Raw genomic sequence first — 24,733 nt, 5'->3', positions numbered from 1 at the left:
AATCTCAATTGAGATTCGCCTTTATAAATTATGGCCTAATTGAATTCGTAATTACCCAATTCGTAATTGACTAATTCGTAATTGATTTTATACCTGGTAATTCCTTTCCTTCAAGGTATTCTAACATAGCACCGCCGCCTGTGGAAACATAGCTGACTTGGTCTCCAAGATTAAGTTGGTTAATTGCCGCAACTGAATCTCCTCCTCCAATTAGAGTAAAGGCTCCGTTCGAAGTTGCATTAACTAAGGAATTTGCTATAGCTATAGTTCCGTTATTAAAAGATTCCATTTCGAATACTCCCATTGGACCATTCCATAAAATTGTGCGAGATGTTTGAATAACCTTGTTGAAAATTTTAATCGATTCTGTTCCAATATCTAATCCCATCCACCCTGTAGGGATATCATTGATGTTACATGATTTAGCATTGGCATCATTTGCAAATCGATCCGCAATTATTGTGTCTGTTGGTAAATGAATAGTCACGTCTTTGGAATCTGCCATTTCTAGTACTTTTTTTGCAGTTTCTAAAAAATCATCTTCTACTAAAGAGTCACCTACCTTTCCTCCTTTTGCTTTTATAAAGGTGTAGGCCATTCCTCCACCAATAATTATCTGATCTACAGAGTCTAATAAGTTTTCAATTATTGTAATTTTAGAACTTACCTTTGCTCCTCCTATAATCGCCGTTGTTGGTGGTTTAGGGTCATGTAGCAAAATATCAATGTTCTTGATTTCTTTTTCTAAAAGTAAACCAAAATATTTATCATTAGGAAAGTTTTTAGCAATAATTGCCGTACTGGCATGTGCTCTATGAGCAGTTCCAAATGCATCATTGATATAAATATCACCATGATTTGCTAATTTCTTTGCGAAATCTTCATCACCTTCCTTTTCTTCTGGATAGAACCTTAGATTCTCTAGTAAAACTACAGTGCCTTTTTTAAGATTTTTAGTGTATTCAATTGATTCATCACTAACACAATCCTCAAGAAACTTCACCTCATGATCAATTAGCGTTTCCAATTCACCAACGATATGTTTTAAAGAGTACTTTTCTTCAAAACCTCCTTTTGGCCTTCCAAGGTGAGACATTAAGATAACACTGCCTCCATTTTCTAAAATTAGCTTTATGGTAGGAACAGCTGCTTTAATTCTTGTATTGTCTGTAATTTCATTGTTTTCATTTAGTGGAACATTAAAATCAACGCGGATTAAAGAGCGTTTATTTTGAAAGTCAACGTCAGAAATAGTTCTCATAGTCTAGAATTTTTTTTGACAAAAATAATACAATCTTTTATATCAAAAATCTGATTCCCTAATTTTAGGAAATAGCTTGTTCAAGTACGAAATTTCAAATTAATTTAAAATAATTTCAAAAAAAAATAGTTTAGTTTTTGGTGCAAAAAGTTGAATCGTAAAAACGTGATTTTTTGGTGTTTATACACCTTGGGAACTTGTTTGTCTATGGAAATTCAGTTTTCTAAATAGGGTGTTATGTTTATTAAGCCTAAATTTATTTACAATTTAACGATTCTATAAAATCTAATTGCTTATTTTTTGTATATTTATGTGAGAAAATCAGTTAAATATGTCTGTTACAGAAGTATCCGAGTTAAACTTAGCATTGCGAAAATATTTTGGTTATGACCAGTTTCGTGGTGATCAAGAATCTATCATAAAAAGTATTCTCGATAAAAAGAATACATTTGTTATCATGCCAACGGGTGGTGGTAAGTCGATGTGCTACCAACTACCGGCTTTATTGTCGGAAGGAACGGCAATAATCGTATCTCCATTAATCGCACTGATGAAAAATCAGGTGGATGCGATTCGAAATGTGAGTGAAGACGACTCAGTAGCACATGTTTTGAATAGTTCTCTATCTAAAACAGAAGCCAATCTTGTGAAGGAAGATATTAAAGCGGGTAAAACAAAATTGCTTTATGTTGCTCCTGAATCTTTAACAAAACAATCTAATATAGATTTTTTCACCTCAGTGAAGATTTCATTTTTTGCAATTGATGAGGCACACTGTATCTCTGAATGGGGACATGATTTTCGACCAGAATATCGCCGATTAAGAGAGATTTTTGAAGCTATTTCGGACGTGCCAATTATTGCATTGACAGCAACTGCAACTCCAAAAGTTCAACAGGATATTCAGAAAAACTTGAATATGTTGGATGCACACTTATATAAAGCGTCTTTTAATAGAGATAATCTTTATTATGAGGTTCGCCCGAAAAAAGATGTTGAAAAGGAAATCATAAAGTACATCCGAAAGCGTAAAGGTAAATCGGGAATTATTTATTGTCTTTCTCGTAAGAAAGTAGAGCAATTGTCGGAGATTTTACGTGTTAACGGAATTAATGCATTAGGTTATCACGCGGGAATGGATGCTGCAACAAGAGTAAAACATCAAGATGCTTTCTTGATGGAAGAAGCAGATGTGATTGTAGCTACGATTGCATTCGGAATGGGAATTGACAAACCAGATGTTCGTTTTGTAATTCACCATGATATTCCAAAATCCTTAGAAAGTTACTACCAAGAAACTGGTCGTGCAGGAAGAGATGGTGGAGTAGGAGAATGTGTGGCTTTTTATGCTTATAAAGATATCGAGAAGTTAGAGAAGTTTTTACAAGGAAAACCGGTTGCGGAGCAAGAAGTTGGTCGTCAACTATTATTTGAAATTGTTTCCTATGCTGAGACATCAATATGTAGAAGAAAGTATTTGCTACACTACTTTGGTGAGGAGTATGATGATTCCAAATGCTCGGAAATGTGTGATAATTGTAGAAATCCTAAAGAAAAAACAGAAGGTAAAGAAGATGTTCTGAATCTCTTACATTCAGTAGTTGAACTAAAGGAAATGCAGCGTGCAAAACATATTTGTGCATTTTTACATGGTGAAAACACCACTGAAATAAATTCATATAAACATAATTTATTGCCTCATTTTGCCTCGGGTAAAGAAAAGGATGTTGTGTTTTGGAATGCTGTAATTCGTCAATCTTTAGTGGCAGGTCTTATTTCTAAGGATATTGAGTCCTATGGTGTCATTAAAATGACGGAAAGAGGACATGAATTCTTAAAAAAACCGCATTCATTCATTTTAGTAAAGGAGCACGATTATACTATTGATGAGGATTTAAGTGATGACCCTTCAATGGGGGGATTGAAAGATACCTTTGATGAAGAGTTGTTTCAGGCCTTGTTGGATCTGCGTAAGCAAATTTCTAGAGATAAGGATATCCCACCATTCGTTATATTCCAAGAAGCTAGTTTAAAAGATATGTCGTTCCAATATCCTATTAATAAAGAGGAGTTGACAAATATTCAAGGAGTTGGTTTAGGTAAAGCAAAAAGATATGGTGCACCTTTTCTTTCACTGATAAAAGAATATGTTGAGAATAATGAAATTGAACGTCCGCAAGATATGGTCGTGAAATCATTGGTCAACAAATCTGGATTGAAAGTACAGTTGATTCAAAATATAGATCGAAAATTACCTTTGGAGGACATTAGTAATTCGCAAGGAAAATCGATGGAGGAAATAATTGATGAAATCGAAATGATTGTTAATTCGGGAACAAGGGTAAACATTAATTACTATATCGATGAAATCCTTGATGATGATAATCAAGAAGAAATCTATGATTATTTTTCAGAAGCGGAAACAGATTCCCTTCAAGAGGCTTATGACGAGTTTGATGGTGATTATACTGAAGAGGAATTAAGATTGATGCGTATTAAGTTTATGTCTGAAATGGCAAACTAAGAAATACCTAATGTTAAAGTATTAATGTTTAAAGTGGTTAGATGCTGTAGTGATTATTATTGAGTGTGGGTGTGAAAATTTTTCATCCATTCAATTACAACTTCACAAGTTCACGAAAAACCATTTGTTAAAAAAAATATAAATGTCAACAGTTCACGATAGCGTTAAGGATTATTACGGAAAGCAATTACAAAGTTCAACAGATTTAAAAACAAACGCTTGTTGCACAGCTGTTGCTCCTCCTATTGAAATTAAAAATGCTTTGAAGAATATTCATCCAGAAGTTTTGGATAAATATTATGGCTGTGGACTCACAATTCCTTCAGAAGTAAAAGGCTTACGTATTTTGGACCTAGGCTCTGGGAGCGGGCGAGATTGCTATATCGCTGCTCAATTAGTGGGAGAATATGGCGAAATTGTTGGAGTAGATATGACTCAAGAGCAATTGGATGTAGCTAATAAACACTTGGAATATCACCGTGAGAAGTTTGGTTATGCAAAATCTAATGTAGAGTTTGTAAATGGTAATATCGAAAAATTGGACGAATTAAACTTTGCTCCAGAATCTTTTGATTTAATTATCTCTAATTGTGTTATCAATTTGGCATCTAACAAAGTCAAAGTCTTAGCTGATGCATATAATTTGCTTAAACCAGGAGGTGAAATGTATTTCTCTGATGTTTATTCAGATAGAAGAATTTCCAAAGAATTAAAAAATGATCAGGTCCTATGGGGTGAATGTTTAAGTGGTGCTTTGTATTGGAATGATTTTATGAAAGTAGCTAGAAAAGTTGGTTTTTTAGATCCTAGAGTAGCAGAAGATGAGCCAATTACTATAGAGAATAAGGAATTAGAAGATAAAGTTGGGAACATAAAGTTCTTTTCTGTGACTTATCGCTTGTTTAAAATTGATGGTTTAGAACAATATTGTGAAGATTATGGTCAAGCAGTTCGTTATAAAGGAACATTAAAAACCGAAAAAGAAAATTTCTTTTTAGACGGACACCATGAATTTCCAAAGGGGAAAATATTGAGTGTTTGTGGAAATACATTCAGAATGTTGAACGATACTAGGTATCAAAAGCATTTCGATTTCTTTGGAGATTGGGCAACTCATTACGGTATTTATGAAGGTTGTGGAACGGACATTCCTTTTAGCAGTAAGAATGCTGAAGGTGATGGTTTTGGCGGAAGTTGTTGTTAAATTTGAACCGTAAAGACACTAATTTTTTACACTTGTGTAGAGTTTTTCGAAGTAGTGTTTGCTAAGATTCAGTTTCTGTTCTGTATTTGTTTGGTCCCTCGGTTAAACATTGATTCTCTATTGTAGGAACAAACTGCTCTTAACTATCCACGAATTCGTAATTATTTATAAACACGCCATCACCATCATTTGCATCCCTGTTTTTAATGCTTCATGATCGATATCAAATTTCGCATTGTGTACCCCATGAACAATACCTCTTTCTTGGTTTCTAACTCCAATTCTAAAGAAGCAGGTCGGAATTTCTTGGGCATAAAATGAGAAGTCTTCCGCCGTTAAACGAATCGGTAAATCGTGTACATTTTCCTCACCTAGCCAGATGTTTGCTTTTTTTACAAACTTTCGGGTTAGTTCAACATCGTTCTCGAGGAAGGGGTATCCCTTGCTTATTTCTACAATCGCTTTTGCGCCGTGTGCTTCGGCAATAAGTTCGGCTTGTTTTGCTATTTGTTTTAGAGCTTTAGCTCGCCATTCTTCATTCATCGTTCTAAAAGTTCCCTTAATGTGAACTTTCTCTGGAACGACGTTCGTTGTGCCTAATCCTTCAAAATGACCGAAATTCAATACACATGGGATTTTTGGATCACACTTTCTACTCACAATCTGTTGGAGAGATAGAATGATTTCAGCACCAACTAAAATACTGTCAATTGTTTCGTGAGGAGTTGCTCCGTGACCACTTTTACCTATAATATCAATGTAAACCTCGTCGCAAGAAGCCATGTATATGCCTTCTTTTGTACCAACTTGACCAACTTCGAAATCAGGAAATACATGCAGTGCATACATCTCTTTGACTTTTGGATTCTCAAGACAACCTGCTTTAATCATCAGGCTTGCCCCACCAGGATTTTTTTCTTCACCTGGTTGGAAAATTAGTTTTATTGGATCTTTCAATTCATTACGCATTCCGAATAGGATTTCTGCTGCTCCTAATAAAACCGAGCTATGAACATCGTGTCCACAGGCATGCATCACTCCTGGGTTTTGCGAAATATATGGCACGTTGTTTTGTTCCAAAATTGGCAAGGCGTCTATATCTGCTCTTAATCCAATGTAAGGTTGATCTGAATCATGATGATCACCGCAAATGATTCCAATTATTCCAGTGTCAGCAACACCAGTTTCATGAGGGATTCCAATTTTTGTCAACTGCTCAGAAATATATTTCATCGTTTCAAATTCTTGAAAGGATAATTCAGGATTTTTGTGTAAGTGCTGACGATATCCCACAACTTTTTCAAAAAGTTCTTCCGATTTTTTAATTATCGATTCACGTAAATGCTGATCCATGATATTTATATTTGAAGTTGGCAGAATAAAATTTTATAGAATTTATTCCTTTATCAATTACAAAGATGCTAATTTTGTCAGCCAATAGCAATAGGTTCAAATACTAAAAATCAAGTAGCAATTTTATTGTTGCGTTTCTTAATAAGTCAAGACATGAAAATAGTTAAATTCACTTTTAATCCCATTCAAGAAAATACATATTTAGCGATTGATGACAACAAGAATGTTGTGATCATTGATCCAGGTTGTTATTTTGAGGAAGAGCGTCAATTGTTAAGAGACTATATTTCTAAAAATGAATTAACAGTAAAAGCTTTATTAAATACACATGGTCACTTAGATCACATTATGGGAAACGCTTTTATAAAACGTGAATATGATGTGGATTTGTACTTACACGAAGCAGATTTGGTAACGATGAAAATGGGAGGGAGAAGTGCGCAAATGTACGGATTGAATGAATTTGAAGATTCTCCAATGCCAGATAAATTCATTAAAGAAGGAGAAACTTTAACTTTTGGAGACATTTCGTTTGAAGTGTTGTTTTGCCCGGGTCATGCTCCAGGTCATGTTGTATTTTATAGTCCGAAAGAAAAATTGGTTATCAACGGAGACGTTTTATTTAAAGGAAGTTATGGAAGGGTAGATTTGCCAGGAGGTGATATGCAAACGTTAAAAGAATCGATTACTAAAAAAATGTTTGCTCTACCAGATAATACTTTGGTATATACAGGTCATGGTCCGGAAACTACTATCGGAGATGAGAAAAAGAGTAATCCTATTATGTGGTAGGAAGAGTTGTTGACTTCAATTAGATCTTTCACCAAAGAGTAATCTGGTGATATTGCATGTCGAAGGCTTCTAAGTGACACCGGAGAAGGCATCATTATATAGACATGAATCCAGTATCAGTCACTAAATTTGAGGTGTTCAAAAAAAGAAACTAAGCCCTTTTACCTAAATAAACTTCTCTTTTGACCAATTGGAATGATTTGTTTTTCAATTTAGAAATCAACCAAACATGGAAGTCGAAATATTCAAAGGCTACAGACTCAAATGGGTCATTTTTCAATGCTGCGATTTCTTCGTCTACATTTTGAAGAAGGTCTTCAATTTCATAATTGGATTGAGCATTTGAAATTTTTGTGAGCTGTTTCAAGAAAATTGTTTCAAATTTAAATGTCCTTTGTCGTTTTGTTAGAAAGCGCTTCGTGCTCTTAATAGCATAAGGAAGTAAAGTGTCATTTTTTAATTCGAAATGAATCAATAGATTAACGAGGTGAGCGAAAGAAACTATATCTTCTTTTTGATCTAATTCTTTATTGTTGAGAATTAGATTGATCCATTTTAGACTTTGGTTAAAATCTTCGTTTCCAAAAAAGGCAATCGACATATTGAAAGCTAAGTATGCCTTTCTGAAAGGAGTTATTTCGGATTCATATTTTGCCATTCCTTCCTTAATACCATCGGCTAAAAGAGTCGCTTTTTCGAAGTTACCTTCTTGATTAAGTACCTTTAGTTCTATACTGTTTATACTTGAAAATAATTTTATCGCTAAATCGTTTGTAATATTGGAAGAAAGTTGATGTGGAAATGCTTTTAACTCATTCAAATGAGAGTGAATGGCATTTGAATTCCCGAATTTAGATTCTAAGTGAATAATATTTGTAAGAATAGAAAAATACTGATTTGGGTATTCTTTTATTTTAGTAGAGTTCTTTTTGAAATGTTCTAAATTCGCTTTTAAAGTCTTAAGAGATTCATTATTATTTAATATCGCAAAATTATAAGCGCTTTTAATGTGGTGAATCAAGTACTGATTTTTGAACGTAATTTCTTTTGGCTTTTTAATACTTTTGAATGCTTTGAATAAGTTTGTATATTCTTCTACCTCTTCTTGAGATCTGGCTTGCCCAAATTGATTCAAACGAATAAATAATTTACTTTTAATCATCCACAACTCATTGAATAAGTTGTATTGTGCGGTTAAGTCAAATGTTTCCTCAGCGTGCTTTTCAAGGCTTATCGCATCTGCTTTTTTGTATCCTTGAGTTTCTAGAATCTTCTTTTCTTCATTTGCTATTTGAAGTAGAATTGCCAATTTATTGTGTTTTTTGGCAAGTCTTTTTGCTTTTTTTAATTCTCCAACTGCATGGTCATATAACCCCTTACTGTATAGTATATTAATGCTGTGAAGCATTTTAAATAGTTGTGCATCTTGGTTTTTTGAAGAGTGAAAAGCGTCTAGGGAACTAATTATTTGCTCATATAGTCTGTTTTTGGTAATAGGAAATTGATTTAAGAAAGCTTCACCTTTAAAATGATCATATATTGCCTCTTCTTCAAATTCATCCTGCTGATCGATAAAGTCAAAAATGCGGATACCATTGTTTTCTTCACCGATTGTATGTCGGGAAGCATAAATTTTGAAATACCGTTTTTCACTTTTTGTTAAACTTTCTATTAGTTCAAATAGTGCAGGAGATGCAGTTTTAGACATGTTGTTTATATTGTTGTTATACTAAGACATGTTGTTTATATTGTTGTTATACTAATATACAAGTTATTAATGGAGCGTATTATTTTAATTTGTAAAACGTATAATTGATTTACTGACCTGTTAATTATTCTGATTAAAATGAACGTCTAATTTGAGGGTGAACTAGAAAATCATCACAAAAAAAAAGAGCTGCAATTTGCAGCTCTTTTTCATATAAGTTATTATTGATTAATTCTTTGTTTGCTTAGATTTTACTTCTTCGTCTTCATCTCTATTTGGGTCGGTAATTGTTGGATCGTTAGTCCCTCTACTTCCAGTTGACGTGTTTCCAGTACATGACTTGTCATCATCTGTTCCTCCAAAACAAAATTCTCTTGATTCAAAATCTCTATGTTGATTTGGATTGATTTCATCTTTATTACAACTTCCTAAGGAAAGTAAAAGAAATCCAGATATTACGAATATTAATTTTTTCATGACGACTATTTTTATATAGTAACCATAAAACTATGGAATTTATGTTGTTATTCCAAATATTGTTTCATGATTTTGAAGGTTACTATAGTTCCATTGACTAATGTGTCATTTTCTTTGATTTGAAGGGGGCCAACCATTTCTATCGAACGTGCTGAAATTTTTTGAAGTAATTCTATTCTTCCTTTGGCAATCATCATCCCTTGAGATTGGTGATTGCTTGAATCCGGATTTTTATTGGCAAGTGAATCCTCAATTCCTATTCCATTGTCTTTGATTTCAATTCTAATATGATCGAGATGTTCTTTGACATTGATTACAATTTCACCCATTCTATCCTTCATGGGTAAAATTCCATGAATTATACTGTTTTCTACAAAGGGTTGTAAAAACATGGCGGGAACTTTTAGTACTTCTGCTTCAACCTCATGATCAACATTGATTGAGTAAGTAAAACGATCAATAAAGCGCATACTTTCTAAATCTAAATATAGTTTTAAACGATCAATCTCATCAGACAAGGCCACCATTCCGTCTTTATGATATGAACTATCTAGGTTTTTTCTAATTAATTTAGCGAATCTTGATAGGTATTTATTTGCCGACTTGGTATCTGCCACATTAATGTAATATTGAATAGAATTTAAAGCATTAAATATGAAGTGACGGTTCATACTAGCATTCAATGATTGTTGCTCTAATTTTGATAATTTATTTTGAAACTCTAATTTTACTTTATAGTTATTACTTTCCAATTTTTTGTGCCTTGCTTTATCAATAGTGAAAATAAGAAGTAAAACAATAATTGCAACTATAAGGTAAAACCACCAAGTTCTGTAGAATGGAGGAGTCACTTCGATAGGAAGAGAAAAAATGTCGGATGTAGCATAACTTCCGTTGTCAACACGGAATTTAAATAGATACTCTCCAGGTGGTAAATTGGTAAAACTAGCGTTTGAATTGTTATTTGGAGGTGACCAATCGGTTGAAAAACCTTCCAAAAAATAACTATACCTTAAACTTCCAGGATTAGTCATATATATACCATCGAAATTAAAGGAAATATTCTTATCCGTGAATTTCATTGTGAGGGTTTTAGTATCATGATCGGTATTGTATATTTCGACGTTTTTATCGTTCAGTTCTTTATTATTTATAGTGATTCGGGTAAGGTGTAGCTTTGGTTTAGCATTCTTCATTAATGAACTTCTGTTCTCAAGGTCCATTTTCATAAGTCCAGAAGCAGTTCCAAACCACAAGAATCTGTTCTTCTCTAAATAATTAGAATTTAAATTTGTTTCTAAATCAATTAATCCGGAAGTGATTCCATAATGGTAATTATGTTTCAGGTTGGAGCCAACTTCATACAATCCATTATTTGTACCTATAAACATTAATGTATCATAACGCTGGATAAAATTCACGAATTCTAAATTTTCTTCTTTTTCGAGAATTTGACGTTTGTATTTACCATCTTTTTTGATGTAAAGACCATTTTCTGTTCCTATCCATAAATTGCCTAAATGATCTAAAGCTATACTGTTAATTCCTGAATCGAAATAATCTTTTTCGACTACAAAATCTTTGGTGATGGTATAGATACCATTAGGAGAAGCAGCATACAAAAGTTCATTTTTAGTTTCAAAATCTCTAACTCCTTTAATTTCATCTAAGGAAGAATAGCCTTTGTAAATTTGTCTGGTTATGGAATTAAATAAGATACTTCCTTCATTCGTACTGACCAAAAAAATACTATCATTCAACGGGTGAATTCCCTTAACTCTATTTGAAGGCAAATCATCTTCTTCTTTATAGTAACTTTTAAATTGTTTATAATCATAAACATGTAGTCCAAAGTTAGAAGCGAAAAGTACGATTTCATTAAGACAAACTATTTGCCAAACACCGCTGTTTATAAAATCAATTTTAGAAATATTTCCTTTTGGATCTATTTTAAAAACACCTTGATCAAGAGTTGATATCCATTTGTTCTTGTATTTATCCATTTCCAAGGCGATAATTAAATCACTTGGTAAACCGCTGCTTTCATTGTAGTAGGTAAAGACTTCATCAGTAAATCGAATGATGCCTTTTCCATTTGTTCCAATCCAAATGTTTTCCTCTGAATCTTCAAAGATCTCATAAATATCCTCTGTAGGTAATCCTGAAGCCTCTGTTATATCAATTGTGTCGTTTTCTTTCACCAAAAGAATACCGTTTCTAGAGCTTAACCAGAAATTGTTTTTATGATCTATAGTCACGTTTCTAAACATGTGAAAGTCGCTATAAAGTATTTCTTTAATTTCAGACTTATTTACATCAACTTCAAAAAGTGCTCCACTAAAGGAACTAGCATAAATTTTATTTCCTTTGATTTTTATTCCTGAGAATGAAGTTTGTTTTGAGTTTTCTATAACCTTGAAATTAACCCCATCAAATTGATGTAATCCAGTTCGTGTGGCCAAGAATAGTTTGTCCTTGTATTTGATGATGTTTCTAATTCTCGCAGGACTATTTTCTATTTTTTCAATCGATTTTTTTTCGAGATTAAGAATATAAAGTCCACCACCATTTGTAGAAATATAGATCGTTGAATCTAAAGTTGAGAAGCCCGAAACATCATTCAAAACCGTATCTTGCCTGTTTGGAATTGAAGTGAATGAATTGTCAGCGTTTTTAATAGATATTCCTTGTTGATGCCCAATAAATAGACGACCATCAATGACTTCAAGTTTTGTAATTCTATTGTTTAAAAGGCCATTATTTTTCCCATAGTTGGTGAAGTTTTGACCGTCAAAGCGCGCCAAACCACCAAAAGTACCAACCCAGATATACCCAGACTCATCTTGTGTAATCGTATTCACTTGAGATTGGGGTAGTCCTTTACTGGTGTTGTATTGGATAAATGAAAACTTTTGAGCAGTTATTGAACTACAAAAACAGATAAATAAAAGTAATACATAAAATTGCTTCATGCTTTACCTTTAATCGTTTTAAGAAATGCGCTAACACGATTTCTTGCAACTGGAAGTTGAATTCCATTTTTCAATACGATAGTATAGCCGTCTTCACTCACATATTCTTTAATCATATCTAAATTGATAATATGTGACTTATGAATACGGTAAAATTTATTGCTGTTCAGAATTTCTTCATAAACTTTCAATGTTCTTGTATCTAAATAACGCGTTTCATCCTTAAAATAAATCATTGAACAATTTCCGCTTGCTTCGAGGTAAGCTATGTTGTCATCTTCAACAATTTTCACACCTTTTGTATGCGAAATAGCAATTCGATTATTCGTTTTGTTGTGAACTAGTCGATCGGCTAAATTTTGCAATGCATTGAAATAATTGTCATAATTCTCCGGATGCTTGGTGAAAGTTTCCTTTGTTGCAATAAGTTTATCAACTGCCGTTCTTAAATCCTCATCATCAATGGGTTTTAATATGTAATGAACCGCATTGGTTTGAAAAGCACGAATAGCGTAATCTTTAAATGCAGTAACAAATACCACAAGGAAATTTCTGTCCTCAAGACGCTCCAATAAATCAAAACCTTCGGAACCTGATGGCATACGAATATCAAGGAAAACTACGTCCGGTTTTTCACTAATAATGAGACTTTCGGCTTCTTCAATATCACCCGCTTCGCCAATTACTTCGATTTCTGGACAATAATTTTCCAACATAATCATTAGGTTTTTCCTAGCCAGTTCCTCATCATCAACAATAATAGCGCGTAATTCCATATTTTTCTTTTGAACTAAATTAAGAATAAAAAATAAAGGTGCCGAAATTGAGTAGAAAAAAATTTAAACTACACCGCTCTTCAAAACATTATTTATAGCAGAAAAGCGGTTTTGTTTATCAATAAATTTCAATTTAGGGATATTTCGAAAACTGAATAATTTCCAAAATCACCATTTAAATCAATAGAATAGTGGATTCACATTTTAAATTTTTAATCAAGGCAAAATGGATATATATTGTAGTGAATTTAAAAATATACACCATGAAAAAAATATACATTTCTCCAAAAATCGCTGACTTATGGGTGTTTAATGACAATGGAAATTAGTCTGAATACAGATTGTAATCTAGTTGACATTACATCCTTAAGTTTTGCCATAAAAAACCCAATAACCTAGCCACCTCTATTTCATTTTCATGATGCGCCATGTGGCCAATATTCTTGATAAGATGAAATTTGTTATTGTTTTCTTTTGCTTGTTTTTCTAGTTTCTTTGCATCAATAAGGTGGTCAAATTCTCCTTGAATAATATGAATTTTCTCTTTCCAACTTTCTAAAACGTGATTCTTGTCTGAGCGATCTCTCATAGCATAAAGGGATTGAATTATTGCGTCTTCGCCCATAAGATTAGCTTCATCAATCAATTCATTGATTTTAGTTTCATAAAATTCAGCCTTGTAGTACAACCGCGGAATAGCTTCATTTAAAAACAATGACTTATTGTATTCAACTACTCTTGCCGTGCGATGTCGATCATTTTTTTTCGTGACTCCATCTGGCCAAGGATGAGAATTCTGCAAAACAATTTCATTGATTGAGAGTGAAATGTCTTCTGCTAAATGTAAAGCTACATATCCACCAAGTGAATGCCCAACAATGGAAAAAGCTTCATTAGTAATTTCGAGAATGGTGAGCTTTACAGCTTCTGTTATATTATTTAAACTTAATTCTTGTTCAAGTAATTTAGATTTTCCATGCCCAGGCAATTCTATACAAATCGCTTGAATATGTGGAAGATGTTTCAATAAGTTTTCCCACATTTTGTTGGATTCCAAAAATCCATGCAAAAAAACAACAGGATAGCCGTTTCCAACTATCCTGTAATTTAAAATTTGTTCTTTATTCATTTATGATTATAAAGTTCTCATAATATAATTATCATTACTTGTTCATGTACTCTTCTATTTCCTCAATCTCCAAAGGAATACCAGTCATCATGTTCTTTGCAGGTTTCCCATCTTGAATAATTAAATCATCTTCCAAACGGATTCCTAAATTTTCATTTGGAATATAAATTCCTGGTTCACATGTAAAGACCATTCCTGCTTCAATTGGCTTATGGTATAATCCAGAATCATGCGTGTCTAAACCAATAAAGTGAGATGTTCCATGCATAAAGTATTTCTTGTATGCTGGCCAATCTGGATTTTGGTTTTTAATATCTGTTTTGTCTAGTAAATTAAGTTTTACCAACTGCTCTTCCATTAATTTACCAACTTCTTTGTGGTATTCAGGAATCAATGTTCCAGGAACTAGTAATTTTTCTGATTCTTTCTTCACATGTAAAACCGCGTTGTAAACTTCTTTTTGACGATCAGTATATCTACCACTTACCGGAATAGCTCTTGTTTGGTCTGATGCATAATTTGCATATTTCGCTCCAAAATCCATCAAGATTACATCACCGTCTTTACATTCTTGATTGTTTTCAACATAATGTAAAACACATGCGTTTTTTCCGGATGCAATAATCGGAGTGTAAGCAAAACCATTGGAACGGTTACGAATAAATTCATGAATTATTTCAGCTTCAATTTCATGTTCCCAAACTCCTGGTTTAGTAAATTCCAAAACACGTTTAAACGCTCCTTCAGTAATGTCACAAGCCTTTTGCATCAAATTTAATTCGATTTCGTCTTTTACGCTTCTTAATCGATGCATAATTGGTGCGCTCTTGTGTACTTGATGTGCTGGGTATAATTTTTTATATTTTGAAATGAAACGATCTTCTCTTGTTTGTGTTTCTGTGTTAGCACGTAAATGTTCATTTGTGTTGAAGTATATTCCTTCTGCTTCAGCCATCAGTTGATTAAAGATTGTGTCAAATTGTTGGAGCCAATAGACAGTCTTCACTCCCGTACTTTCAAAGGCGGCTTCTTTAGTTAATTTTTCACCTTCCCACACAGCAATATGGTCGTTTGTTTCTTTTAAGAATAAAATTTCACGGTGCTTTTCATCCGAAGCATCAGGAAACATTACTAAAATACTTTCTTCTTGATCTACTCCTGATAAATAAAAAATATCACGGTGTTGTTCAAATGGCATCGAACTGTCTGCACTAATTGGATAAATGTCATTGGAATTGAAAACTGCAACAGTATTTTCTTTCATTGCTTGCATGAAGTTTTTTCTGTTCTTTTCAAATAATCTTTTGTCTATTCTTTCGTATTTCATTGGTTTGAATTTTTTCTTAAATGTTCAAGATAGCGCTTTTTAAAGCATTGTGGCAAGATAGGAATTCTATAGCTTTTTATAAAGGAATTATTGGGATATTAATTTCCGAAGGTATAACCTAAGGATGTCATGCAAAACTTCTATTGTTAATGATAAAGGAGTGATGCATCGGAAATTAATAAACCCGAAAGTATTATTTGCTCGAGAAATATTTTTTTAAAAAATTATGTCACCGAATTAGAAGTTTTACTAGTTAAGAGCACAGAGTTTTAAAATTCAAGGAGTTGACTTATGTTAATGAGATGACCAAAGCAAGTGAATCACTGCTTTTAAAAGTTGGTGTAAGGACACTAATGGAATTTATATATGTTTACTACGTAAATAGATTACGTCCTTCCATTGTAGATTTGTCCTGTAATTAAAAACATAAGTTATGAAAAACGGATTCAACAAGTTAACAGTTCAGCATATTCAAATTGAAGAACGCACACAATTGGCAGAAGTAGAAGTTCAATTTATTCAAGGAAAGATTTTGATTGAAACAGTTTTGATGTTAGGACCAACAGATTTAAATCAATTATTAGCCAAGCTAAATGCCCAAGGCGTTTCAATTTCTTTGATGGAGGATTTTGAATATTATCCTACAGAGGAGGGAATGATTTATACTTTAAATTTCACAAAGAAAGGATGGGATAATATAGAGATTAATGAATTTACACCTTTAAATAGAGTGAAGCAGATTAGAGCATAATAGAGGTGTATGTCATTTAGGCTATTCTTGAAAACTTTCTAGAAGGACTTCGTTATGACTCTGTTCTCGTCCTTAATAAGGCTAAGAGATCTTGAAAATGAACTAGTTTTAAGAAAATCAATAATAAGAATCCTATCCCTACTGTTGCAATTAAACTCCAAATTTGTTGAAAATAATCGTTCATAAAATATGCCAGGGGTGCGTAAACAATTACAAATATTCCTAATTGAGAAATACTTTTCCAATCGATGGAGAATTTGAAAACTCGCATAACGAGTAATAATTGGAGTAAAGCAGTAAAGGATTGTGTTATTATCGTTGCAATTGCAGCACCTTGGGCCTCCATTTTCGGAATGAGAATTAGATTTAACCCTATATTAAGAATAACTCCAAAAATTGCCATTTGATTTAAAAGACGAAGGTTATTGTTGGCAGTAAGTAAGGTTCCAAATACATGAGAAAAGGATAATGGAATAAAACACAAAATCAACCAGAAGAATACATTTGATGATTCACTTAAGTTATTGTTGTAGATACTTTCAATAGTGAGTTTTGAATTCATGGCTAATCCTATTCCCACCACTAAAGAAACTCCAATTAAGAATTTTCCAGCCATTTGTAAAATTGGCTTTATTGAGTTCGATTCACTTAATAATCTTGAGAATATCGGTAAAAGAAGTCCAGCTACAAGGAAAGCGAACATATTAATTACATCAAGTAAACGAAAACCTTGTGCATAAATTCCTGACTGTTCTTTTCCATTAGGTAACATTCTTTCTAGCATCACAGCGTCCATCCTCGTGTACAGCATCATCAGCAAAATTAAAATTGCGAAAGGTGTACTTTTTCTTAAAATGGCCAACGAAAGAACCTTATTTGCTTTAACCTTAATTTTTCCAATTTTGAATCTCGTGAGCAATAAACCAATGATCAATGTAGCACCGTATGCAAAAGTTTGAGCGTAAATGAACCATTCAATTTGAAAAGGTTTTTCGGACCAGTGTCCATAAATTAAGAATGCAGAAATGATAATTAACAATAATCGGTCGAGAACTGAAAGAATGGCATCAACTTTAAACATATGCATTCCTGAAAAATTACTTCTGATGTAAAGAATTAAACCTACAAGTACTTGATTGAGTATAAAGAAGCTTAAGAAATACATTTCCTTATCAGAATAGCCTAGGAATAACGCAAAACCTATGGATATAATGGCATATAAAATTCCGAGCATAATCTTTAACCCGAAAAAAGAACCAATATATTTGGTTAGCATGTTAGGGTTCTGTGCAGTGTTTTTGGTATTGTAGTTGGTGACTCCAATATCTAAAAACATGTTAAGTACTAAGGAGAAATTTAATAATGAGAAGTACAATCCGTAATCTTCTGAACCTACAATATTTTGCACCTGAATGTCAATCCCAAAAACATACAATGGTTTGATGAGGAGATTAAGCAGAATGATGAAAAACAGATTGCTAAAAAAAATCTTTTGCATTGAAATCGTCTTCGTGTTTATTGACTCGGCAAATATAGTAAAACCAATGATTAACTTTTTTAGAATACTTCGATTGATTTAATATCTCTACAACAAATGCTAATCTTGATTTGTTATTCAACTAATATTAATATTTTAGAGCATGGAAAAAGCGAGTTTAAGGCAACTTATTGATGACCAAAATTTATTGTTCAGTACAAACTCCACAAAAGAGATTGGCTATAGGGTCACGAAATTGAAAAAATTAAAATCACTTTTAAAATCAAAAGAGGAAGAACTTTATTCTGCAATTCATAAAGATTTCAAAAAATCAAGATTTGATACTTTTACTACAGAGTTGGCACTTTTGTATTTGGATATTGATGAGGCAGTTTCAAAAGTTCAAAAATGGTCCAAACGTAAAAGGGTAAGAACGAACTGGTTGAATTTTCCAGCGAAAAGTTATATCTATCCAGAACCTTTAGGAACGTGCTTGGTGATTGGCGCTTGGAATTATCCTATCCAACTATCCCTTGCACCAGTAATTGCTGCAATCGCTGCTGGAAATACTGTCGTTTTAAAGCCGAGTGAAATTCCGTCTGGCACAAGTAGTATTATTGCTGATATCGTGAATTCAAATTTCGATAAATCATTTTTACATGTGGTTGAAGGTGGAGTAGAGGTAACAACAAATCTTTTAGCATTAAAATGGGATAAAATATTCTTTACTGGTAGTGTAAATGTAGGTCGAATTGTTTATAAAGCTGCGGCAGAGTATTTAACACCTGTTACCCTGGAGCTTGGGGGGAAAAGTCCTGCTTTTGTAACGGCAAGTTGTAATCTTGATGTTACTGTGAATAGGTTGGTCTGGGGAAAATTTCTAAATGCTGGACAGACATGTATCGCTCCAGATTATGTAATGGTTGAATCTTCAATTAAAGATAAATTCCTTGAAAAATTAAAAAACAGAATAATCGAAATGGAATTTTCATTTGAGAATGACAATTACGTTCAAATTATTGACCAGAAAAACTTTCAACGTTTAAAAGAAATGGTTTCAGAAGATCAAACCTATTTTTCAGGAAAACTTGATGAAACAACTCGCTATTTCCCGCCAACTGTAATGAGTAATGTTTCTTTTTCTGATAAGGTTATGGAAGAAGAAATCTTCGGACCTATATTGCCAGTACTAACATATGATAACTTATCGGAGGCTATTTCGGCAGTGAAGAGATACCCAAAACCTTTGTCATGTTATGTTTTTACGGGTGAAAGTGCTGTGAAAACAAGAATTATTGATGAAATCTCTTTTGGAGGTGGAGCTGTGAATGATGCTATAATGCACATTACTAATAGCAATTTACCATTTGGTGGTGTAGGGAACAGTGGAATGGGAAATTACCATGGAAAAGCTGGTTTCGATGCATTTACACATAAAAAAAGTGTGTTGGATAAAGCAACATGGTTAGATCCTAGTGCTAAATATCCGCCTTATACTTCGAAGAAGTTGAAGGTTATCCGTTGGATCTTGGGAGTTTAGATAATTATGAATTTAAATTACGAATTGCTAGAGCGTGAATTTAGAATTGAAAAGTTTACTTGTGGTTTGTTTACAGCGCCTGGTAATTGAAATTTTCATCTCATCAAAATCTGGAGGCATCTTAATAATTGACTTCCTTTTTTGACTTTAAAATTAGTGGGAGAGTTGAGCTGCACTTTCAGCGCGCAGTGAACAGGAGTTACATTCAACCGAACGCGTTGCATTCTGTTGGAGTAAACTGGGTCTTCAGCCCGTGGTTGGTGAGAAACAAACTGCTCGTCTTGAAAAGTCCTACTGATCTCGCGCTATAACAACGATGTGAGTTTAAAAAAAGTGTCACTAAATCAGTGGAGATTCCAATGCGCTAAAACGCAGGCAGAGCAGGAGTGAAGAGCAGAAAGAGAAAGAGAGGAAAACTTCGAAATGAAATTAATTACTGAATTGAATTTGAAATTGATTGCATCACTTATAGAGACTTTTTACAGCACCTGCTATTGTCATTTTTCATATTAAGAACAGAATAACTTCACACGTGGCATCTAAGAAATTCGTAATTCGTAATTATTTATTTCCAATCACGCTCCGAAATATGGACTGTTCCTTTAAAAAGCGCGATTTTTTTATTTTCTTGGTTCGTTACAATAACTTCGTAAATTCCGATTGTTCTTCCTCGATTTAGTTCTTTACATGTTGCGGTTAGGGTGTCACCAATTTTGGCAGGTCGAGTATGGGAAATGGAAGTTTCAATACTCACACATTGTTTTCCGTGAGCATTGGCAGCAAAAGCGAGTGCGGAATCAGAAAGGCTGTAAGAAATTCCACCATGTGCAATGTTAAATCCATTGACCATTGCCGGAAGAACTTTGGATTGCAGTTTGCAAAACCCAGCTTCTATCTCAATCACTTCAATGTTCATCCACTGTGAAAAGGCATCCTTTTCCATCATTTTTTGAACAATCGCTTTTGCTTCCATTATTTTTTTTATTATTTAGTCTCTCACTATTGCTCTATTCATCAAAGCAATTAAGGCAACACCAACGATAAATACGTGAGATGCTAAATCTTCCTCCATAACTTCACCTGTTTCATCTTCACCCGTTATTTCATGTAGTAAAAATGAAACCATCATAGGTTGATTACACAAACTTCCGATTAAATCTTCATCATCAGTTTCCATGTATTCATCCAATGTCGCAATATATTCTTCTTGAAATTCATCGATCATTGCTTCATCAATCTTATTCATTTTGACACCTTGTAAAGTCAAGGCCTCAGAAAAAATGTTGAAATAATAAATCATGTAGTCTAGTAAATGATCATTTTCATATTCAACTGCTGAAGACAAAATGTAGCCAACGAAAACTTCTTGAGCAAGAACGTGCGCTTCGGATAATTTTTCTAAACCATCTTCATTAAGCCCATCAATTTTTAATGTTGCTTCGGTAATAAATTTCTCTGAAATTTGAGTCATATTTTCTTTTGTAAATTATTTAGTATAAACTGCTTTTAAACTTAAATCCATGGATTTTACAGAATGCGTAAGTGCACCTGAAGAAATAAAATTGATTCCAGTTTCTGCATATCCTTTAATATTGTCTTTTGTAATTCCTCCAGATGCTTCAGTTTCAATATGTGAAGGGATTTTTGGTAAAACAGCTTTGATCTCTTCAGGTGTAAAGTTATCTAGCATAATTCTATCCACTTTCCCAATGGCTAAAACTTCGTTCAACTCTTTTTCATCACGCACTTCAATTTCAATTTTGATATCCAAATTCTTTTCAGAAATGTATTCGTTTGCCTTTAAAATAGCAGGTTCAATTCCTCCAGAATAATCAATGTGATTATCTTTGATCATGATCATATCATAAAGACCGAATCTGTGATTGTGACCTCCACCAATTTTTACAGCCCATTTTTCAATGGCTCTTATTCCTGGAGTGGTTTTTCTAGTGTCTAATAACTTTGCATCAGTATGATCTATTAAATCAACTATTTTTCTCGTTTGCGTGGCAATAGCACTCATTCTTTGCATGAAATTAAGGGCTATTCTTTCTGTTGCCAAAATAGATTGAGATTTCCCTTCTATTTCAAATGCAATATCACCAACTTTGATTTTATCTCCGTCGTTAATGAATTTAGTTATTTTTAATTCTGAATCGTAGTAATTGAAAATACGTTCTGCCAACTCTATTCCTGCAATTATTCCATCCTCTTTAACAAGAAGTTTCGCTTTTCCTAAAGCATTTTCTGGAACACATGAAAGTGAGGTGTGGTCTCCGTCTTGGATATCTTCTTCGAAAGCGAATTTTATTATTTTATCAATCATAATGTAAAATTAGTCAGAATTTTGAACCTAAGTTTTTTTAAATTATTTTGAGCACTTGCTTATTCTTTCCAAGCGATGTCGGTCAAAACTCTGTATTCTGGTAAATTATTTCCGCCAACAACCTTGAAAGTTAAATTGACAGGTCTAAATTTATATTTGTCTAAATTATCTAATAAATCAGTAATAAATGGAGTCATTTCATCCACTCTCACAGCAGTTGTGTATCTTTCTTCAGTTTGTGGTTTAGGTTCACCAAGAATTAAAAACAACTGTTCGCTTTTAACTACGCTTATAAAATGCGGGTCAAATTCGTCAGCTCCTGCTAGAATTTTGTTTACTTTTTCAAGTGAATGGTGTTCTTGACGGATATTTTTCCATTGTTCACCTTCTATTCGGTCTATATTGTCCGCATATCGAACTTGAGTAATTACAGGTTCTAAATCATTGTAAATCGTTCTTTTTTCCGCATAATTTGCAGTAGTGGAATCCAACCAGATACTAGCTCCTTCCATAAAACCTATCATCTTATTGTTCTCTAAATAATAATGTCTTTGGCCATCTGGTTTATAATTTCCTTCGATAAAATATTCAGTTATTTTCATAGGTAGGCCATCCTCATTAAGGTAGGCCACAACTTGAACTGTTTCAGATCCGTTTTTAGTTTGCTTTTGCCAAGCTAAGGATTCAACACTATTCTCAGGATTTAGTCTAGCATCTATTTCCTTCATTTTTTTTGCGTTGGGATATTCCTCTAAGAAAGAATTTCCATCGTCCGTTTTTTGAACAGGTTGTTTGCTAACTTCAGGTAGCTCTTCTTTGACTTTTTGATCACATGAATTAAAAAATATTCCAATTATTAAAACTGTGAAAAGTAATGATATATTCTTCATTTGTTTGATTTTTAGGATCATAATTTACTTTTGAAGCATATTATTGACTGAGAAATAATTGTATAGGTATACAAGTTCTTATCGTATTTATTATATGCAGAAAATGATTGATTACGCCCTTCTTTTGGGTAACCTTCTATTTCTACACCAGTTTTTTGATAGGCATGAATTTTATTCTGCATATAATCAAGTGCTGTAACGATCGATTTTTCTCCAACATAATTGAAGCTACTTACTTCGTTGAAAGGGAATTGTTTGCTGAAAATTATCCTGTGATTGTGATTCAAAACCTTATAATTATTGTTTTTTGCAATAACGATTCGTTCAGCATTAACACTAAATAATTTTCCGTCATCTATAAATTTAACATTCCCACTTGTTCCATTAGATTTTAAAGTTTGACTGTAAACTTTTCTGTCTTTCTCGAAATAGGAAATCACGGTTCCATCATGTTTTATAGAAAATTGCGCACTAGTTTTTCCCAATTTACTTGCTTTGGCTGGAGTTTCTAAATAACCCAATAACTGTTGAGCATCTGAGTTTAAAGCCCAAACACGAAGATTTCCTCTAATGTTTAGTGCGAATGGGGTAGAAGTTATTGCTTCGTTGCCTAATTGAATAACATTTAATTCTTGACCAGAACTATTGAGCATAATGATTTCGCCCTTTGTGTTTCCGAAGAGAAAGCGTTTCGTTCCATTCCAAACAAATTCACTAATACCAGTTGTTATAGCGTGATCAGTCTTAAAAGGAAATCCACCAACACTGTTTCCATTTAAGTCCAATAAGTGAATTTGCTTTTCTGTTCTGAATAAAAATTGAAGCTTATTGTTGTCAAAAATGTCAATTACTTGAACTTCTCCTTTGATTGGTGTTTTTATATCACCTTTCCAAACCGTATTTCCATTCGGACTAACCAATTCATATTTTCCGGAATTACTGTAACTAAAAACAGAAGTTCCTTTTCTTAAATGGTCTGTGATGGTTACTAAATTGAATGGTTCGTGATCTACAGAAGCTGACCAATTTGTTTTGTCTTTAACGCTTAATTGTTCGTTTGGTGGTTGTGTGTTTACCTCAAAAAGTAATTTGTCTTTCCAGGTTAAACTTGCTTTTTTTTCTGCAGAAATATCTCTAAAGTTTACGTGTGATGGTAGTCCACCAAAAAACTGTTCTTGTCTCTCAGGACTCAATGCTAGCGTTTTCCCTAATTGATAATCTACTAATATTTTACGCGCTGTGCTTTTTGAATCGACAAATAATACTTTGTCTTCTATTTCAATCACGTAAATTCGACCGTTTCTTTTTGCTGGAAAATCTTCGGTTAATTGAAATCCACTAAATGAATGCATGTCGTCCATTACATCGACGGAATCTTCCGATATTGATTGTTCAATTAAAATTAAACTGGGCTTTTGCTGAGAGCGATAGTCACTAACAAGAACATCATGACCTTCATAGTCCAAAGTCACAAATCCATTGTCAACCCATAAGTTCATTGGTCCATTTTTGAAAATAGAATCCTTTGCAGCAGCATAAAATCGCTCTTTAAATAAATAAGAAGAACTTGAATAGGGGATAACCGAAGCGAAAAGTGGAATATCTTGAATCGCTTGTCCAAAAACCGCTCTAGGATCACTAGATCTATATTCAAAAAAACCTTTATTCAAATTGTAAACATCAGTTCTTTTCCATTGAGAATCCTCATTAATCCAGAAGTTTGCAGATGCTTTTTTGTCACCTTGAATTAGAAAGGCAATTGGTTCTTCTTGCTTACAAGGAACATAGTTTTGAGAAATCATTAAATGACCTCCTTCATTTTTGTAATCTAAATCATTGAGTTTAAAATGTGATTGAATAAGCTCAATTTCATCTTTCTTCCAACGTGTTTGCTTTTCGAAAATTACAATTGGTCGACTTCCACTTGCATAGACCTTCAAATCTAGATGATTAATAGAGTCTAAGTTAGCTAGAGATAAAGCCAGTGGATTTTCTTGAATGGAAGTAAAATAGTTTGCATCCTTAGTTTCATTGTATTTATTAATCAATAAAATTGACTTGTCTTGATCACAAAATACATGCTCTGGAGTAATTGTGTTGTCGGTGTTTAACCATAGTTCATAACTAGAATAACCTATCCAGATTAATGCGCCAATAACAATGCTAATAAGAAGAAAACGTTTCATTCATCTATTTTTTTCAAAACTAAAGTTTAAAAATAAACAA

Annotated in this window: 19 protein-coding genes; 5 read left to right on the top strand and 14 right to left on the bottom strand. The window is 33.2% G+C overall.

The features are described 5' to 3' along the window. Nucleotides 1–70 precede the first annotated feature (70 nt). A complete protein-coding gene (locus C6368_RS11545; protein ID WP_107039369.1) occupies nucleotides 71–1,261 on the bottom strand; it encodes a phosphoglycerate kinase in 1,191 nt (396 codons plus the stop codon). 331 nt (nucleotides 1,262–1,592) lie between these two features. On the opposite strand from C6368_RS11545, the gene recQ reads away from it, so the two are divergent. Both recQ and C6368_RS11535 read left to right on the top strand, forming a co-directional pair. Then, a complete protein-coding gene (recQ, locus tag C6368_RS11540) occupies nucleotides 1,593–3,785 on the top strand; it encodes a DNA helicase RecQ (RefSeq protein WP_107039368.1) in 2,193 nt (730 codons plus the stop codon). Nucleotides 3,786–3,927: 142 nt separating this feature from the next. After that, nucleotides 3,928–4,989 carry a methyltransferase domain-containing protein gene (locus tag C6368_RS11535; RefSeq protein ID WP_107039367.1) on the top strand — a complete coding sequence of 354 codons (1,062 nt, stop codon included), beginning with the start codon at nucleotides 3,928–3,930 and terminating at the stop codon, nucleotides 4,987–4,989. A 165-nt stretch (nucleotides 4,990–5,154) separates the two neighbouring features. Here the strand turns inward: C6368_RS11535 and C6368_RS11530 are convergent, their stop codons facing one another. Continuing rightward, complete coding sequence (locus C6368_RS11530) at nucleotides 5,155–6,342, bottom strand: M20 metallopeptidase family protein (RefSeq protein ID WP_107039366.1); 1,188 nt, start codon at nucleotides 6,340–6,342, stop codon at nucleotides 5,155–5,157. A 153-nt stretch (nucleotides 6,343–6,495) separates the two neighbouring features. Between C6368_RS11530 and C6368_RS11525 the strand changes: the two genes are divergently transcribed. Further along, a complete protein-coding gene (locus tag C6368_RS11525; protein ID WP_107039365.1) occupies nucleotides 6,496–7,134 on the top strand; it encodes an MBL fold metallo-hydrolase in 639 nt (212 codons plus the stop codon). Nucleotides 7,135–7,285: 151 nt separating this feature from the next. On the opposite strand, the gene C6368_RS11520 is transcribed toward C6368_RS11525, so the two are convergent. The 6 genes from C6368_RS11520 to C6368_RS11495 form a co-directional block, all read right to left on the bottom strand. Next, nucleotides 7,286–8,842, bottom strand: a complete 1,557-nt coding sequence (locus C6368_RS11520; RefSeq protein WP_107039364.1) for a hypothetical protein — start codon at nucleotides 8,840–8,842, stop codon at nucleotides 7,286–7,288. A 228-nt stretch (nucleotides 8,843–9,070) separates the two neighbouring features. Then, nucleotides 9,071–9,319, bottom strand: coding sequence for a hypothetical protein (locus C6368_RS11515; RefSeq protein WP_107039363.1), 249 nt, complete (start codon nucleotides 9,317–9,319; stop codon nucleotides 9,071–9,073). 47 nt (nucleotides 9,320–9,366) lie between these two features. Next, the gene (locus C6368_RS11510) at nucleotides 9,367–12,291 is read right to left on the bottom strand and encodes a sensor histidine kinase (RefSeq protein WP_107039362.1); all 2,925 of its coding nucleotides are present in this window, start codon (nucleotides 12,289–12,291) and stop codon (nucleotides 9,367–9,369) included. Then, entirely contained in the window at nucleotides 12,288–13,067 is a 780-nt protein-coding gene (locus C6368_RS11505) for a LytR/AlgR family response regulator transcription factor (RefSeq protein WP_107039361.1), read from the bottom strand. Before C6368_RS11505 ends, C6368_RS11510 begins: the two co-directional genes overlap by 4 nt. Before the next feature lie 358 nt (nucleotides 13,068–13,425). Continuing rightward, complete coding sequence (locus C6368_RS11500) at nucleotides 13,426–14,196, bottom strand: alpha/beta fold hydrolase (RefSeq protein WP_107039360.1); 771 nt, start codon at nucleotides 14,194–14,196, stop codon at nucleotides 13,426–13,428. Between the two features lie 34 nt (nucleotides 14,197–14,230). Continuing rightward, nucleotides 14,231–15,523: an aminopeptidase P family protein gene (locus C6368_RS11495; protein WP_107039359.1), complete on the bottom strand. Its 1,293-nt coding sequence runs from the start codon at nucleotides 15,521–15,523 to the stop codon at nucleotides 14,231–14,233. A 433-nt stretch (nucleotides 15,524–15,956) separates the two neighbouring features. On the opposite strand from C6368_RS11495, the gene C6368_RS11490 reads away from it, so the two are divergent. After that, nucleotides 15,957–16,274: a hypothetical protein gene (locus C6368_RS11490; protein WP_107039358.1), complete on the top strand. Its 318-nt coding sequence runs from the start codon at nucleotides 15,957–15,959 to the stop codon at nucleotides 16,272–16,274. A 52-nt stretch (nucleotides 16,275–16,326) separates the two neighbouring features. Here the strand turns inward: C6368_RS11490 and C6368_RS11485 are convergent, their stop codons facing one another. Next, on the bottom strand, nucleotides 16,327–17,772 hold the full coding sequence (locus tag C6368_RS11485) for an oligosaccharide flippase family protein (protein WP_107039357.1): 1,446 nt from the start codon (nucleotides 17,770–17,772) through the stop codon (nucleotides 16,327–16,329). 142 nt (nucleotides 17,773–17,914) lie between these two features. Between C6368_RS11485 and C6368_RS11480 the strand changes: the two genes are divergently transcribed. Then, nucleotides 17,915–19,291: an aldehyde dehydrogenase family protein gene (locus C6368_RS11480; RefSeq protein WP_107039356.1), complete on the top strand. Its 1,377-nt coding sequence runs from the start codon at nucleotides 17,915–17,917 to the stop codon at nucleotides 19,289–19,291. Between the two features lie 565 nt (nucleotides 19,292–19,856). On the opposite strand, the gene C6368_RS11475 is transcribed toward C6368_RS11480, so the two are convergent. The 5 genes from C6368_RS11475 to C6368_RS11455 are packed head-to-tail and all read right to left on the bottom strand — an operon-like array spanning nucleotide 19,857 to nucleotide 24,693. After that, entirely contained in the window at nucleotides 19,857–20,264 is a 408-nt protein-coding gene (locus tag C6368_RS11475) for a PaaI family thioesterase (protein WP_107039355.1), read from the bottom strand. A gap of 15 nt (nucleotides 20,265–20,279) precedes the next feature. Beyond that, nucleotides 20,280–20,762, bottom strand: coding sequence for a hypothetical protein (locus tag C6368_RS11470; RefSeq protein ID WP_107039354.1), 483 nt, complete (start codon nucleotides 20,760–20,762; stop codon nucleotides 20,280–20,282). Between the two features lie 15 nt (nucleotides 20,763–20,777). Beyond that, complete coding sequence (gene nadC / locus C6368_RS11465) at nucleotides 20,778–21,617, bottom strand: carboxylating nicotinate-nucleotide diphosphorylase (RefSeq protein ID WP_107039353.1); 840 nt, start codon at nucleotides 21,615–21,617, stop codon at nucleotides 20,778–20,780. Nucleotides 21,618–21,676: 59 nt separating this feature from the next. Further along, a complete protein-coding gene (locus C6368_RS11460) occupies nucleotides 21,677–22,507 on the bottom strand; it encodes a hypothetical protein (protein ID WP_159038572.1) in 831 nt (276 codons plus the stop codon). A 17-nt stretch (nucleotides 22,508–22,524) separates the two neighbouring features. After that, nucleotides 22,525–24,693 (bottom strand): hypothetical protein, encoded by a 2,169-nt coding sequence (locus C6368_RS11455; protein WP_107039351.1) that lies wholly within the window; start codon nucleotides 24,691–24,693, stop codon nucleotides 22,525–22,527. Between the last annotated feature and the right edge of the window lie 40 nt (nucleotides 24,694–24,733).

The organism is Brumimicrobium mesophilum, from assembly GCF_003025005.1.
Taxonomy (GTDB): domain Bacteria; phylum Bacteroidota; class Bacteroidia; order Flavobacteriales_D; family Crocinitomicaceae; genus Brumimicrobium; species Brumimicrobium mesophilum.
This window is presented reverse-complemented; position numbering and strand designations above follow the sequence as displayed.

Bases quoted from the DNA above. Each gene is read 5' to 3' on its own strand.
- C6368_RS11520 (WP_107039364.1), bottom strand. From the start codon at position 8,842: ATGTCTAAAACTGCATCTCCTGCACTATTTGAACTAATAGAAAGTTTA.
- C6368_RS11460 (WP_159038572.1), bottom strand. From the start codon at position 22,507: ATGAAGAATATATCATTACTTTTCACAGTTTTAATAATTGGAATATTT.
- nadC (WP_107039353.1), bottom strand. From the start codon at position 21,617: ATGATTGATAAAATAATAAAATTCGCTTTCGAAGAAGATATCCAAGAC.
- C6368_RS11500 (WP_107039360.1), bottom strand. From the start codon at position 14,196: ATGAATAAAGAACAAATTTTAAATTACAGGATAGTTGGAAACGGCTAT.
- C6368_RS11545 (WP_107039369.1), bottom strand. From the start codon at position 1,261: ATGAGAACTATTTCTGACGTTGACTTTCAAAATAAACGCTCTTTAATC.
- C6368_RS11490 (WP_107039358.1), top strand. From the start codon at position 15,957: ATGAAAAACGGATTCAACAAGTTAACAGTTCAGCATATTCAAATTGAA.
- C6368_RS11535 (WP_107039367.1), top strand. From the start codon at position 3,928: ATGTCAACAGTTCACGATAGCGTTAAGGATTATTACGGAAAGCAATTA.
- C6368_RS11530 (WP_107039366.1), bottom strand. From the start codon at position 6,342: ATGGATCAGCATTTACGTGAATCGATAATTAAAAAATCGGAAGAACTT.
- C6368_RS11510 (WP_107039362.1), bottom strand. From the start codon at position 12,291: ATGAAGCAATTTTATGTATTACTTTTATTTATCTGTTTTTGTAGTTCA.
- C6368_RS11515 (WP_107039363.1), bottom strand. From the start codon at position 9,319: ATGAAAAAATTAATATTCGTAATATCTGGATTTCTTTTACTTTCCTTA.
- C6368_RS11505 (WP_107039361.1), bottom strand. From the start codon at position 13,067: ATGGAATTACGCGCTATTATTGTTGATGATGAGGAACTGGCTAGGAAA.
- C6368_RS11455 (WP_107039351.1), bottom strand. From the start codon at position 24,693: ATGAAACGTTTTCTTCTTATTAGCATTGTTATTGGCGCATTAATCTGG.
- C6368_RS11525 (WP_107039365.1), top strand. From the start codon at position 6,496: ATGAAAATAGTTAAATTCACTTTTAATCCCATTCAAGAAAATACATAT.
- C6368_RS11485 (WP_107039357.1), bottom strand. From the start codon at position 17,772: ATGCAAAAGATTTTTTTTAGCAATCTGTTTTTCATCATTCTGCTTAAT.
- C6368_RS11470 (WP_107039354.1), bottom strand. From the start codon at position 20,762: ATGACTCAAATTTCAGAGAAATTTATTACCGAAGCAACATTAAAAATT.
- C6368_RS11495 (WP_107039359.1), bottom strand. From the start codon at position 15,523: ATGAAATACGAAAGAATAGACAAAAGATTATTTGAAAAGAACAGAAAA.
- recQ (WP_107039368.1), top strand. From the start codon at position 1,593: ATGTCTGTTACAGAAGTATCCGAGTTAAACTTAGCATTGCGAAAATAT.
- C6368_RS11475 (WP_107039355.1), bottom strand. From the start codon at position 20,264: ATGGAAGCAAAAGCGATTGTTCAAAAAATGATGGAAAAGGATGCCTTT.
- C6368_RS11480 (WP_107039356.1), top strand. From the start codon at position 17,915: ATGGAAAAAGCGAGTTTAAGGCAACTTATTGATGACCAAAATTTATTG.